Genomic DNA, 14,619 nt, shown 5'->3' on the forward strand with positions numbered 1-14,619 from the left:
CGATTTATGTAATAATTCAAATATTGTTCATAATTTCACAAATTGTTTATGAAGTGTCATGTTATGATGAAGATGTAATGATGATTGAACACTTAAATTTGGTACAATAACTAGCCAAAGTAGTGAAGAAAGTAGTTGTGAGATAAACTCATTAAAATGCTAAAACACTAAAGGGGAGATCACATATGAAAGCAGTAGTGGTTAATAAAAACAGCAAAGCAAACATCGAAGTGATTGAAAAAGAATTACGTCCGTTACACTCAGGTGAAGCGTTAGTAGATGTAGAGTATTGTGGAGTTTGCCACACTGATTTACACGTTGCGAATCATGATTTTGGTAACACTGATGGCCGTATTCTTGGTCATGAGGGTGTAGGTATTGTTACGAAAATAGCTGATGATGTTACTTCACTAAAGATAGGTGACCGTGTAAGTATTGCATGGATGTTCCAATCTTGTGGACGTTGTGAATATTGCGTAACTGGTAGAGAAACATTTTGCCGTGAAGTTAAAAACGCTGGTTATTCAGTGGATGGTGGTATGGCTGAACAATGTATCGTTACAGCTGATTATGCGGTAAAAGTACCAGAAGGATTAGATCCTGCTCAAGCATCATCAATTACTTGTGCTGGTGTAACTACATATAAAGCTATTAAAGTATCAGATATTAAACCTAGTCAACCTATTGTAATCTATGGCTGCGGTGGATTAGGTAACTTAGCTATCCAATATGCTAAAAATGTATTTGGTGCAAAGGTAATCGCAGTAGACATTAATGACGATAAATTAGCCTTAGCGAAAGAAGTTGGTGCTGATATGACTATCAATCCAATTTCTCAAGGTCCTGCTGATAAAATTGTGCAAGAGAAGTTTGGTGGCGCTTATGCTGCGGTAGTAACAGCAGTCTCTAAAGTAGCCTTTAACTCAGCAGTTGATGCAGTACGTGCTTGCGGTAAAGTAGTTGCAGTAGGGCTACCAGTAGAAACAATGGACTTAAACATCCCACGACTTGTACTGGATGGAATTGAAGTAGTTGGTTCTCTAGTTGGTACTCGTAAAGATTTAGAAGAGGCGTTTATGTTTGGGGCAGAAGGAAAAGTAGTGCCGGTTGTTCAAACTTGTTCGCTAGATAAAGTACAAAATGTATTCGAAGAAATGGAACAAGGTAGAATTCAAGGGCGTATGGTAATTGATTTTAAAAAACATAATTGTGATTGCAAATAATTCACTTTAAATATAAAAAACATGAGTCTAGCAAAGGACATGTAAAAAAGTTAGACAGCATAAGAAGATGATCCCTGTATTTAATAGGGATCATCTTCTTTATTTTCTACTAATATCGATGCCAATTAATACTTCATTAATGAGAAATGATTAAAGGTTTACTTTATTTGCAAACGAAAAGGAATCTTTATGTTTAACAAATTTTTTATGATCTGGAACGTTTTGAATTGCTACAATTTGCGAATCTCTTGCTTTCAGTGCATCTTGAATCCCGATGGTCATAAGCTTAATAAATAGAATCGTAATAAAGAATGAAGCGAGAGTATAAAAAATAATCCACCATGAAAGATTCATTTCATTACGATTTAATCCAATAAGACCTGCCCAATCATTAGATAGAGAAACAGGTTTGAGCACTCCGTCATAGAGTTCACGCATTTGTATGCCGCCAATTACAATGTTAAGCAACGCTAAATGGATAACGAGTATGAGTGTTTGGACGATATGTTCCATAAATAATACAAATAAGCGGTCAAGTAATAAGACTCGTAAGTGTTTTTTTATAATATGAAAACGACTAGCCCCCAGTAATTGTGAACTTAAGATGTAATCTTGTTTCATAAATTCATCAACCTCTGAGGATATGTATAAAGAAAGTGTAGGCAGAGCGACGAAAATAAGTACGAGTACTTGATAAAACGTAAATGAAATATTTGGATCTACCCCATCAGCATTTGATGTGATTATAATATTAACGGGCGTGATGAGTATGAATGCGATAAATAGAGTTGGAATGTAATAAAAAACTTCTGAGCATGACTGGAAAAATCTCTTGAGTTTTGGAGCAAATAAACTTAAGAGGATTCCTATACATGTTCCGCATAAAATTCGAAAGAAGCTAATTGCCATGGCTAATAAAATAGTGAATTTTGCTCCTTCTACAATTTGTAAGAAAACAGACTCTCCAAAACGATCAGATCCAAAAGGTGGAATTAACGATGGCGGAAAGGGGGCCTTTCCAAGTAATTCGTTATTGTCATTGTAAAGTAACTGAGGAGGTTTTGGGATGTTATCTTTAAAGAACCAACTATAAATAAAACTAGCTGAAATAAGTATGAATAGATAAGTAAAGCCGATTAAAAAGCGTTTTGATTTCCAAATAGATTTCATAATGATACTCCTTTCAATTGCTTTTTCCATCTATTCATCATGAATGAGACTATTTGGAAAATAGCATAAAATGGTAAAATAATCATAACAAGTATGATAAATGCAGCTGGAGGTGAAACAAACGCCTTATTAAATAAAAATTGAATAATGCCTTCCATATTAAAAACAAATTCTAAAATGAATAAATTAGAAAGTAAGAAAACAAAAATCGTTTTTAAATGGTGGAAGAAGTGGATAGATATATTTTTGAATAAATGAATGCATAGTATATAACTTGATGAAAGGCCTTTTCCATATGCAACCTCTACGTAATGTTTTCCTTGCTCTTCTTTTATGTATAACACCATCATCCGAAACATTTGTAATGTAGGTAAGACAGCTAATGATAAAATAGGGAGTAAATAAGCTCGATTTTCATTAAAGGAAATAATAGTGACAGGAGATTCCCCAAATTTCTGAAGTACCCATATGAAAAATATTTGCAAACAGATCATCATCATCATATCAGGGACAGCTTCTAATATGAACACAATTCGGTTTATCCATTTTTTTATATAATCTTTTGCTAAAAAATAAAAAAATGCCATGCTAGATGATAAAAAGAGAGCAAGAAAAAATGCTAAAAATAATATAGTAAATGAATATAGGTAAGGTTCTAAAACAGTTGGAAATAATGGTGTTTTTTTGAAATGGCCAAACTTCGGGTCTGATCCTATAATCACTAATGATTCAGGGGAAAAAACTTGTTTTAACATAGTAACGGTCTGATTAAAAAAATAAATTGGTTGAAAGGTAAATCCTTGTTGAGTGATAAATAAATAAGGTAAATTTAATAATAGTAAGAGTGATAAAAGAATTGATGAAAGCTTAATTGTGAATTGAGATATTTTATTTAACATTAAATCCCTCCGACATCTTTTTACAACATTATACAATAAATTTCGTGTTATTGTTTTTATTTTTCTGAAAAATAAAAATACTTTTCGGTTTTATAGTATGCAAGATATATTTACAAGATAAAAAAGTGATAGTAGGGGGCCACGCTCTATGTTTATCAAGATAAAAGACTAGTGAACCTAAAACAATAAATATGAGTAAAATGCACAGAATTCTCATTCTGCGGTTAGTTACTTTTCTTGGCTTGATGGTGATGTTACGTGACCGCTAAAAATGAATATTGCTTTTCAACTTTTTCTTCAAGCAAATAAGTAGAACGTATGGAGGATTATGTATGTGTTGTTAATGAGAGGAAAGAGTGTATTGCGTAACGAATATAACGTAATTTTACCGCATGGAAAAGCTAAATTTAGTATATAAGTGAAATGGAAAGAGGGGATTTATTTTTGGTATGAAAAAAATTTTCTTTTTATAACTTGATAAATGAAAAAATATTTTATATACTAATTCATGTAAACGGTTTACTAAATCGTATTTTGCTAGTAATGAAGGGAAGATTCGCATGGAAACAAGGGGGAGAGTAATCGGGATTGATATCGGTACCACAAGTACAAAAACGGTTGTGTTCACAGAAAAAGGAAAAGTCATTGCATCACATGCAATCGATTACCCAATTATTCAACCGAATGTAGGATGGGCTGAGCAAGATCCTGATGTAATATGTGCCGCTGTATACAAAAGTGTAAGCGTTGCCATTGAAAAAGGTAATGTATTACCAGAAGATATTTCTTCAATCGGTATTAGTACAGCTATGCACGCATTAATTGCAGTAGATGAAAATGGTGCGCCATTAACGCGTTCTATCATTTGGGCAGATAATCGAAGTACGAAGCAATCAGAAAAATTATTACAACAAATGAATGGGCATGAAATTTATAGACGTACAGGTACACCGATTCATCCGATGTCACCACTTTCTAAATTGTTATGGATGAAAGAAGAGGAACCAGAGTTATATACAAGTGCCTATAAATTCATTTCCATTAAAGAGTATGTGATTTACCAATTATTTTCACGCTACGTAGTTGATTATTCGATTGCTTCTGCTACAGGGTTATTTAATTTAGAAACATTAAACTGGGATGAAGATGTTTTAACTATGTTACATATGTCATCAGAAAAATTATCAACCCCTGTACCAACTACATATATTTTATCAGGTATGAAGCCAGAGTTAGCACAGAAGATGGGGATAAGTGCAGAAACACCAATTGTCATCGGAGCAAGTGATGGGGTTCTTGCAAATGTAGGAGTTGGTGCGATATCACCGGGTGCGGCTGCAATTACGATTGGAACGAGTGGTGCGGTTCGAACAATCTCATCAAATATAAATACAGATGAGAAAGGGAGAACGTTTTGTTACGCATTAACAGATGAGCACTGGGTAATCGGTGGTCCAACGAATAACGGCGGAATATTACTGAGATGGTTACGTGATGAATTTGGTAGTCCAGAGCAAGAAGTAGCAAGAAAGCTCGGCATTGATCCTTATGATTTATTAATTAAATATGCAGAAAGCGTACCAGCTGGAGCGGATGGGCTATTGTTCTTACCTTTCTTATCTGGAGAACGCGCACCTTACTGGAATGCAAATGCTCGTGGTACATTCTTTGGAATCAATCTTCAACATAAGCGAGAACATTTTATACGTGCAGTGATGGAAGGTGTTTGTATGAGTGTATATTCAGTAGCACTCGCAATCAGGGATTGTACAGGGCCACTTACTGAAATACGAGTTTCAGGAGGGTTTGCAAAATCTGCATTTTGGAGACAAATGTTGTCCGATATGATGGGAAAAGAATTGCTTGTACCTGAAAGTCATGAAGCATCTGCGCTTGGGGCAGCGGCAGTTGCTTTATATGCTGTAGGAAAAATTGATTCTCTTGAAGAGGTAAAGGATTGGATTGATATTGTCCATCACCATGTACCGAATAAAGAAAATACGGCTATATATTTAGAAATGTTTTATATGTATGAACGACTTTACAATCGCTTGAAAGAAGAATTTGATTGTATAGCTGCTTTCCAACGTAAACAATAGGGGGATTGGGAGAAATGGTAGTTGGGATCGTACTAGCGGCAGTTGTCATACTACTTTTACTTATTACGGTAGTAAAATGGCATCCATTTGTCGCATTAATTTTAACAGCAATTGGTGTAGGATTAGCAATGGGAATGCCTTTAATTGGAACTTCACCAAAAGATCCAGGGATTATTGATTCTATTAAACTAGGGCTTGGTAATACGTTAGGGTTTTTAGCGATAGTTTTAGCACTAGGAACGATGCTTGGAAAAATGATGGCCGAATCTGGTGGTGCTGAACGTATCGCTAACACATTAATTAATCGGTTTGGGAAGAAACGAGTTCACTGGGCGATGATGTTCGTTGCATTTTTAGTAGGGATTCCGGTATTTTTCCAAGTTGGATTTGTACTATTAATTCCGTTAGTATTTACAATTGCGTTAGAAACTGGGGTATCACTTATTACAATTGGTATTCCGCTAGTAGCAGGACTGTCAGTCGTACACGGACTTGTTCCACCGCATCCAGCGGCAATGGCGGCAGTTGGTATTTTTAAAGCAGATGTAGGGAAGACAATTTTATATGCGTTAATTGTCGGACTTCCAACTGCAATTATTTCAGGTCCACTTTACGGGAAATGGATTGGTGCTCGTATACATAAGGAAGTACCATTAGATATAGCGGAGCAATTTGTTGAAAAAGATAATAAAAAAGAGCTTCCTAGCTTTTGGAATACATTGTTTACAATTTTACTTCCAGTATTTCTTATGCTTGGTGCATCAATAGCAGAAGTTGCATTAAATAAAACGAGTCAACTAGCACAAGTATTACACTTTATTGGAGATCCGATTGTGGCTTTATTAATTGCAACCATTTACTCTTTCTTTAGTCTTGGATATGCAAAAGGTTTCTCAAAAGATAAAGTGTTACAATTTACAAATGATTGCCTTGGACCTATTGCAAACATATTGTTAGTGATTGGTGCAGGCGGCGCATTTAATAAAGTATTATTAGATTCTGGAATTGGAACGACAATTGCAGATATGGCGAAAGAATCACATATTTCACCGATATTATTAGGGTGGGGAATTGCGGCACTAATCCGAATTGCAACTGGATCGGCAACTGTTTCTATGATGACAGCAGCTGGTATTGTTGCGCCGATTGCAGCAAGCACACCAGGTGTAAATGTTGAATTATTAGCACTTGCAACTGGTGCAGGGTCATTAATTTTATCACACGTGAATGATTCAGGATTTTGGATGATTAAAGAGTATTTCGGAATGACTGTGAAAGAAACATTATTAACATGGACTGCAATGGAGACTATATTATCTGTAGTAGCACTTGGGTTAATTTCGATATTAAATATATTTGTATAGAATAGGAGATTGATTAATATGAAACTAGGTTTAATTGGATTAGGAAAAATGGGATTCCCATTAGCTGAACACTTATATGAAGACAAGCATGAAGTAGTTGTATACGATGTAAATAATGAGCTTGTTGAAAAGGCAGGAAAACTAGGAATTACTGCACGTCATACATTAAAAGAAATGATTGCTGAACTAGAAGCTCCTCGTACAATTTGGGTAATGGTGCCTGCAGGAGAAGTTGTAGAGTCAGTACTAAAAGATGTATATCCATTATTAGATGAAGGTGATATCGTTATTGAAGGCGGAAATTCATTCTATAAAGATACGTTACGCCGTGCTGAAGAAGCAAAAAGCTTCGGATTACATTATGTAGATATCGGTACATCAGGCGGTGTAGAAGGAGCTAGATACGGTGCTTGCTTAATGGTTGGTGGAGAAAAAGAAATTTACGACCAATTAGAACCTTTATTTAAAGATTTAGCAGTAGAAAATGGCTATTCTTATGCTGGCCGTGTTGGTAGTGGTCATTTCTTGAAAATGGTTCATAACGGTATTGAGTACGGCATGATGCAAGCAATCGCTGAAGGATTTGAAGTACTAGATAAGAGTGACTTTGATTTCAATTATGAAGATGTTGCAAAAGTATGGGCTAACGGATCAGTTATCCGTGGTTGGTTAATGGACTTAACTGAAAAAGCATTTGCAGAAGATCCGAAACTAGATGGCATTAAAGGTGTAATGAACTCTTCAGGAGAAGGAAAATGGACTGTTGAAACTGCACTTGAACTTCAAGCTGCAGCACCAGTTATCGCTATGTCATTATTTATGCGCTATCGTTCTCAGGAAGATGATACATTCCATGGAAAAGTAGTTTCAGCATTACGTAATCAGTTCGGTGGACATGAAGTTGTGAAAAAATAAGGATGTTTTTAAAAAGAAACTTGTGTATAAGCGCAAGTTTCTTTTTTATAGTTTAAGAAATTACTAATTTAAAAATACCAATCAATCATCGTTTTTTTGTCACAAATGATAGCTTCAACGTTCATTGAATGAACAATATATTCTATATTTTCTTCTTTAGCTAATAATAAGGTTGTAAAGGAATCGTATATACTCATTATCTTCGCCAGTAATAATTAACTCATTATTGCTAATGTCCCAAATATCTAATGGAGTAGTATTATTTACCTGTAATAATCGGTTTGTATCAAGAACTGGTTCAGAGAAATATAGATTTTTTGCACCTTTAGAACCGAGGAGTTTAAGTAATTTGTGTAATAAAAATATAGACGTATAATCTTCTGTTGGATAATAAAGATCTTTTTTAAGTTTGAATGTAGCTTTTCAGCTAAATCCTCTCTTTTATATTCTTCTGAAAGGGCACTAATGGAAGTCAACATGGCCATTGCTAGGTCTGCGTATGAATGTAATCCACTACAAGACATCATTTCCTTCCAAGAAACGGATTTCCCATTATAAATGATTTCTTCAGCGCTAGGATAGATGTGCTCATATGGTCTTTTTCTCACAGACTTTTCCCATCCTAAAGGCATTTGGATAAAAGGATGTAGCAATATAGCTGCAGATTTAAAGTTTCTTGGTAGTTGTTCTAAAATTGGTGATTTGTCATCTAGCCAAATGTAATCCAACAAAATATAACCTCCTCTTAGACTTTGAAATGTACGGATTCCCGTATTATGTTTTTTGTATTGATTGTATCAAATATAAAGCCAAGCATGAAATATGTCCCAACATAAAAGTAAGAATAAATAAAATGAAGTTTTCATAAATAGTAAAAGGGTGCTTATGTCATCAGTATAGCTAAGAAATGTTGTTACATATGAGAAGAGCGTGTTAATAAAATATGAGGTGGTTAAATGGGAAATGAGCAAGTGAAGTCTGTAAAGGAAGAAAAAAAGTTATGTCTTTGTATGATCGTTAAAAATGAGTCTAGAATTATGGAAAGATGTTTAAATGCAACAAAATCAATTGTAGACTTTGTTTCTATTTGTGATACTGGATCGACGGATAATACGCCTGAAATTATTGAAAATTGGTGTAAGGAAAATGAGATACCTGGGACGGTTCATCATGAGCCGTTTAAAAACTTTGGTTATAACAGAAGCTTAGCTGTTTCGTTAGCGCAAAAAACATACCCAGAAGCAGATTATTTATTAATATTAGATGCGGATATGATTTTAGAGGTTGATCCGAATTTCGATAAAACGAGCTTAACGGAAGATCATTATCTTACATTACAATATGATGTTCATATTAAATATTGGCTTACACGTCTTTTAAAAGCTTCTTTACCATGGAAATCTGTCGGTGTTACTCATGAGTATTGGGATATAGATCGTTCAAAAGTTGGAGCGAATTACAATACGAGGGTAGCTCGGTTAGAGACTCTTGTCGTGAATGATCCCGGAGATGGCGGGAGCAAAGCTGATAAATTTGAAAGAGATGAGAGGTTGTTGTTACAGGGAATAAACGACCCAGAAACAACGCCAGATTTGCATATAAGATATTTATTTTATTTAGCTCAGACTTATTTTCATTTAAGTCAATTTGAGAATTCAATTAAATGGTATAAAAAACGTGTGGAAGCAGGAGGATGGGTTGAAGAGGTATTCTATTCGTTATTGCGAATAGGATTTTGTTATGAGCAGTTAGCAAATCGTTCAGCAAATAAACAAAATGAAGTGACAGATGCTGATGAAAAAGAAACTGTTAAAGGGCAAGAAGAGCAATATTTAGCGTTAGCTGTTTTTTATTTTCAAAAAGCTTGGGAATATAGACCAACCCGGGCTGAACCATTATACCAACTTGCAAGGTTGTATCGATTACGATCTCAAAACAATATTGCTTTGATGTATGCTCTGCAAGGGAAGGAAATTCCTTTTCCAAAGGATGATCTACTATTTGTAGATTATCATGTGTATGATTACTTATTTGACTATGAAATTTCTATTAGTGCTTTCTATATACCTCATAAAAAACATTTAGGGGCGGTGTCGCAAAAGTATTTGGAATCGATAAAAGAAAAGATTCCATTTCATATAGCAAATATAGTAGAGAATAATGCGAAATTTTATTAAATACATTTTCGATTAAAGGAGTAGTGGAGTAACCATGGAATTAATGCGATGGGCGATTGAACTAGGAGAATCGGTGCATGGAAATACGTATGAAGAATTGATGCCACTACTAGACTATTATTATGATCGTGATCATTTAAAAGCGTATTGTATCGCAAATCTTCTTTTAAACATGGATGTATTAGATGAGGACCGGGAAAGAATCGAATTAAGAAGATGCATCGCTGCTTATTATGCTGGATTATATAAAGTAGCAAGAAAACATGCAAATGAGTTGGTACTTAAACATCCAGATGTAGATTTATATAAAAATAATTTAAGATTAATGGAAGTTTATTTGAATAAAGAATATGATTATTGTCTTTTTATATGCCCAAAGACATACGGTAGTTTCATAGATGTTGCGCGAGCTTTAAAGTGGCGGTTGGAGCAGGAGGGAAATACAGTAATTATATCAGAAACAATACTGGAAAATGTAAAGAATACAGTTGTTTTTGGAGCCCATACATACGCATATAACCCGAACCTTCTTCCGAAAGATGCAATTATTTATAATTTAGAACAGCTATACGAAGGAAGTCCATATGCGCATCCCCTTTATTTAATATTATTAAAAGATAGAGTGATTTGGGATTATAGTAAACAAAATATAGAATGGCTTAAACAAAAAGGGGTAGGAAAAGAAATAAAACATGTAGAAATGAACTATGCTCCAACTTTGGAAATAAAAAAAGATGCGTTTGAAGATGAGATTATTGAAGATATTGATATTCTGTTTATAGGTGCTCTTAATCCGAGGCGGCAAGCTATTTTTGACCACCTAAAAGCGGTTGCGCCGAATTTAAATATAGTTTTTAAAAATAATGCGTGGGGAATTGTTAGAAATGAATTGATTGCTAGAGCTAAAATTATATTAAATATTCATTTTTACTTATCAGGAATTCTTGAAACACCTCGCGTGTCTTATGCAGTCGCAAATAAGAAATTTATTATTTCCGAAAATAGTAATCCAGAAGATGAGGTAGAGTGGCCAGGAATTGTATTTACTCCGTACGAAAAAATAATTGAAAACGTAATGAAATATATAGAATTACCAGAAGAACGGAAAAGATTAGCGGAAAAAGCATATAATCATTTTGAAGCAAATGAAAGTTTAGGTACATTGAGCATGAGAGATGAATCAAAGTAATTGTACGAAACTCATACGAAAGTATGAGTTCTTTTTTGTTTATCATACTATTTTATGAAACAAGTTAACTCTTTATATTGTGTTTTGTATAGAAATTTCTGATAATATATAAGTAGAACTTGAAAACAAAGGGGAGAAATAATCATGAAACTAGTCGTTATTAACGGTACACCAAGAAAATTTGGTAGAACTCGCGTGGTGGCAAAATATATTGCGGATCAATTTGAAGGGGAATTATATGATTTAGCAATTGAGGAGTTACCTTTATACAATGGAGAAGAGTCGCAACGTGATTTAGAGGCAGTAAAAAAATTAAAAACGTTAGTGAAAGCTGCGGATGGGGTTGTATTATGTACACCAGAATATCATAATGCGATGAGCGGTGCGCTGAAAAACTCTTTAGATTACTTAAGTAGTAGTGAATTTATTCATAAACCAGTTGCGTTGTTAGCGGTTGCTGGTGGCGGTAAAGGTGGAATAAATGCATTAAACAGCATGCGAACGGTCGCTAGAGGTGTTTATGCAAATGCAATTCCAAAACAAGTTGTGCTTGATGGATTACATGTGCAAGATGGTGAACTTGGAGAAGATGCAAAACCATTAATTCATGATGTAGTTAAAGAATTAAAAGCATATATGAGCGTATATAAAGAGGTGAAAAAACAACTAGGAGTGGAATGATATGTCCTCACTTTATCATGATTCTCGCTTGTATTACATTCTAGGAGCCAATAGTCTATCTGCTATTGGTTCCGGAATTGTTATGATAACGATTCCTTGGCTGTTAATTAAAGAGAGTGGAGGAGAGACAACATTTGGTTATGTTTCTATCATTGCAACCCTCATTATGTTTTTATTAACACCATTCATTGGGCAAAGTATTGATCGTTTTTCAAGAAAATCTTTATTGCTATGTAACGAAGGAATCGGAATAGCCGTAATCGGAATAATGGTTATATGGGGATTTGCTGGGCAACCTTATCATTCTATTCACTATATTCTTATTTATATAGCCGGATCATTCTACTATTTATTGTTTTATCCTACAATATTTGCGTTCAACCAAGAGATATTTCAAGCAGAACATTATAAAAGTTTAAGTGGAACGATGGAAATACAAGGACAGTTAACACAAGTTATTTCTGGAGCGGCTGCGAGCTTCTTAATTGAAATTGTATCTTTGAAGTGGATTTTGTTAGTAGACATGTTAACTTTTGCTGGAGCATTTTTTCTTTTCTTATGTATACCGTACGTAAAGAAAAAAGAAGTGAAAAGAAAAATAACATTTAAGAAGCAATTGTTTGAAGGAATTCACTTTATGAAAAAACGTCCTAAGCTCTTTTGGTTCTTACTGGCCACTTATATGCCGTTTATAGGCGTTATGATGGCAAATTATTTAATACCAGTTTATATTTCGGATATACTTAAAGCCAATGCCTCTGTATACGCAATAGAGGGCACGATGTACGGTGTCGGAGCGGTTGTTGCAGGAATCTGTATTCCACTCATAATGAAATATGTAAAAACAGAAGTTTCAATCGTTATGACGATGTTCATTTATGTAATTTCAATTACCGCAATGATTATTGAACCTTCCGTAATTTTCTTATATGGACTTGCAATTTTTCATGCAGTTGGAAATGCGGGTACAAGAGTGGCGAGAAATGTATTGATGATGGAGGAAATTCCAAACGAAGTAATGGGACGTGTAGACAGCTTATTTCGCCTAATTGGTACTGGAATACGAATTGTATTATTAATGCTGTTTACAGCGGGTGTATCTAAAGCCGGAGTAATGCTTCCGTTTTACGTATTAAGCTGCATATTGATCTTCTCATTAGGAATCGCTATTTATTATGTACTATCACAACGTAAAGTAGCGGCGAATGTTTCTAATAAATCAATCGTTTAAAAAACACTTCTGCCGCCCTTTCTTTTTCTGTATAATAAAAAGAAAGGGAGTGCAAACTTATTTATGAATAAATGGATCTTTCTTATCATTTTATTATTACCGCCACTATACATCATTTATATGACGTTTAGAATGAACAAAGTTGCTCGTGAAAAGTTGAGCTATCACTCTCCGTACGTTCTTATACTGGGTGCAAAGTTATTTGGAGATAGACCGTCTTTATCTCTTCAAAATCGTTTGGATGTAGCGGTGGAGTATTTATTTTCCCATCCTGAAGCGAAAGTAATTGTTTCAGGTGGTCAAGGAGAAGATGAAGATATACCGGAAGCTCACAGCATGAGAAACTATTTAATGGTACACGGTATAGATGAGAGTCGTATTTTAATAGAAGATCAATCTACAAATACGTATGAAAACTTAAAGTTTAGTATGGATTTATATAATGTGAAACATGCAGTAGTTGTAAGTAATACGTATCATTTATATCGAACGAAAATAATTGCAAAGCGATTAGGCATGAAGATGGAGGCACTAGCTGCTGAAACACCAATTCGTTCTAAGAGAAAAATGTATGTTCGCGAATATGCTGCTATTATGAAAACAATATTGTTCGACCGTTAGAGCTCAAATGTGAGCTCTTTTTTAATTTAAAAGCGTATCATTTGAAATGAATGCCATATTCCATCAAAATAAAGGAAACAACATTAAAGGAGTTGTATTTGTGATTCAATTTAATCATGTGTCAAAATCGTATGAAGATGGCACGAAAGCAGTGGATTCATTGCATTTAGAAATTAAAAAGGGAGAATTTTTTGTTCTCATCGGTCCGAGTGGATGCGGTAAAACAACGACAATGAAGATGATTAATCGTTTAATCGAAACGACTGAAGGATCGATTTTAATCGATGGAAAAGATATTCAACAATATAATATAAACGAATTACGTTGGGATATAGGATACGTGTTGCAACAGATTGCTTTGTTTCCTCATATGACAATTGCTGAAAATATTGCAATTGTTCCTGAAATGAGGCAATGGAGCAAAAAAGAAATTAAAGCACGCGTCGATGAATTGTTACATATGGTTGGATTAGATCCGGATATTTATCGAAATCGTATGCCTGATGAATTGTCAGGAGGACAAAAACAACGTGTCGGTGTCGTGCGAGCATTAGCTGCAAACCCGAAAATCGTTCTTATGGATGAACCATTTAGTGCGTTAGATCCATTAAGTAGGGAACAGCTTCAGAAGGATATTGTACAGTTGCAAAAAAAGATTCAAAAAACAATCGTATTTGTAACACATGATATGCAAGAAGCATTATCACTTGGAAATCGCATTTGTATTATGAAAGAAGGAAAAGTTGTTCAACTAGATACACCAGAAGGAATTATACATAATCCGAAAAATGAATTTGTAGAGGAGTTTATTGGAAATCGCGGACGAACTTGGTATCAGGGGAAAAGTATAGCAGATGTATTGCCGCTTGATCAAAGTGTGCAATTAGAAGGGCAGGCGCTATCATTACATTCTTCTTTACAAGAAGCGTTAGTTCGTGTGCGTGATGAGGAGGTCGTTCCAGTTGAAAAAAACGGTCAATATATTGGAGCGTTAACAAGTCGTCATATTGTCAATTACATTGTTGAACAAATGAAGGAAAGAGGCTAAAC

The 14,619-nt window shown here is 34.6% G+C and carries 12 protein-coding genes and 1 pseudogene; 10 read left to right on the forward strand and 3 right to left on the reverse strand.

The window, feature by feature from the left end; genetic code table 11:
* Positions 1-185: 185 nt before the first annotated feature.
* Positions 186-1,223 carry an alcohol dehydrogenase AdhP gene (gene adhP, locus MR136_RS14710; protein ID WP_000649120.1) on the forward strand — a complete coding sequence of 346 codons (1,038 nt, stop codon included), beginning with the start codon at positions 186-188 and terminating at the stop codon, positions 1,221-1,223.
* Positions 1,224-1,373: 150 nt separating this feature from the next.
* Here adhP and MR136_RS14715 read toward each other — a convergent pair whose 3' ends face one another.
* Together MR136_RS14715 and MR136_RS14720 are read right to left on the reverse strand one after the other, a co-directional pair.
* A complete protein-coding gene (locus MR136_RS14715) occupies positions 1,374-2,393 on the reverse strand; it encodes an ABC transporter permease (RefSeq protein WP_000836565.1) in 1,020 nt (339 codons plus the stop codon).
* Complete coding sequence (locus tag MR136_RS14720) at positions 2,390-3,292, reverse strand: ABC transporter permease subunit (protein ID WP_000932683.1); 903 nt, start codon at positions 3,290-3,292, stop codon at positions 2,390-2,392. The genes MR136_RS14715 and MR136_RS14720 overlap by 4 nt, the downstream gene beginning before the upstream one ends.
* Before the next feature lie 560 nt (positions 3,293-3,852).
* Here MR136_RS14720 and gntK point away from each other — a divergent pair.
* Genes gntK through gnd form a run of 3 tightly spaced genes read left to right on the forward strand, consistent with a single transcriptional unit; the run spans position 3,853 to position 7,670 of the window.
* Positions 3,853-5,391, forward strand: coding sequence for a gluconokinase (gene gntK, locus MR136_RS14725; RefSeq protein WP_000450003.1), 1,539 nt, complete (start codon positions 3,853-3,855; stop codon positions 5,389-5,391).
* A gap of 14 nt (positions 5,392-5,405) precedes the next feature.
* On the forward strand, positions 5,406-6,755 hold the full coding sequence (locus tag MR136_RS14730; protein WP_000260208.1) for a GntP family permease: 1,350 nt from the start codon (positions 5,406-5,408) through the stop codon (positions 6,753-6,755).
* An 18-nt stretch (positions 6,756-6,773) separates the two neighbouring features.
* Positions 6,774-7,670 (forward strand): phosphogluconate dehydrogenase (NAD(+)-dependent, decarboxylating), encoded by an 897-nt coding sequence (gene gnd, locus MR136_RS14735; protein WP_000765997.1) that lies wholly within the window; start codon positions 6,774-6,776, stop codon positions 7,668-7,670.
* Positions 7,671-7,738: 68 nt separating this feature from the next.
* Here the strand turns inward: gnd and MR136_RS14740 are convergent.
* Positions 7,739-8,487, reverse strand: a pseudogene (locus tag MR136_RS14740) (DUF2711 family protein).
* Between the two features lie 139 nt (positions 8,488-8,626).
* Between MR136_RS14740 and MR136_RS14745 the strand changes: the two are divergent.
* The 6 genes from MR136_RS14745 to MR136_RS14770 all read left to right on the forward strand — a co-directional run bounded on the left by MR136_RS14745 (position 8,627) and on the right by MR136_RS14770 (position 14,617).
* A complete protein-coding gene (locus MR136_RS14745; RefSeq protein ID WP_000526219.1) occupies positions 8,627-9,847 on the forward strand; it encodes a glycosyltransferase in 1,221 nt (406 codons plus the stop codon).
* A gap of 34 nt (positions 9,848-9,881) precedes the next feature.
* Positions 9,882-11,036 (forward strand): CgeB family protein, encoded by a 1,155-nt coding sequence (locus tag MR136_RS14750; RefSeq protein ID WP_017674115.1) that lies wholly within the window; start codon positions 9,882-9,884, stop codon positions 11,034-11,036.
* Between the two features lie 144 nt (positions 11,037-11,180).
* Positions 11,181-11,717: an NADPH-dependent FMN reductase gene (locus MR136_RS14755; protein WP_000780355.1), complete on the forward strand. Its 537-nt coding sequence runs from the start codon at positions 11,181-11,183 to the stop codon at positions 11,715-11,717.
* A 1-nt stretch (position 11,718) separates the two neighbouring features.
* Positions 11,719-12,948 carry an MFS transporter gene (locus MR136_RS14760; protein ID WP_000097165.1) on the forward strand — a complete coding sequence of 410 codons (1,230 nt, stop codon included), beginning with the start codon at positions 11,719-11,721 and terminating at the stop codon, positions 12,946-12,948.
* Positions 12,949-13,011: 63 nt separating this feature from the next.
* Positions 13,012-13,569 (forward strand): YdcF family protein, encoded by a 558-nt coding sequence (locus MR136_RS14765; RefSeq protein WP_001045715.1) that lies wholly within the window; start codon positions 13,012-13,014, stop codon positions 13,567-13,569.
* Positions 13,570-13,669: 100 nt separating this feature from the next.
* On the forward strand, positions 13,670-14,617 hold the full coding sequence (locus MR136_RS14770; protein ID WP_061457152.1) for an ABC transporter ATP-binding protein: 948 nt from the start codon (positions 13,670-13,672) through the stop codon (positions 14,615-14,617).
* Positions 14,618-14,619 lie beyond the last annotated feature (2 nt).

The organism is Bacillus cereus group sp. BfR-BA-01311, assembly GCF_022664295.1.
GTDB classification, from domain to species: domain Bacteria; phylum Bacillota; class Bacilli; order Bacillales; family Bacillaceae_G; genus Bacillus_A; species Bacillus_A cereus.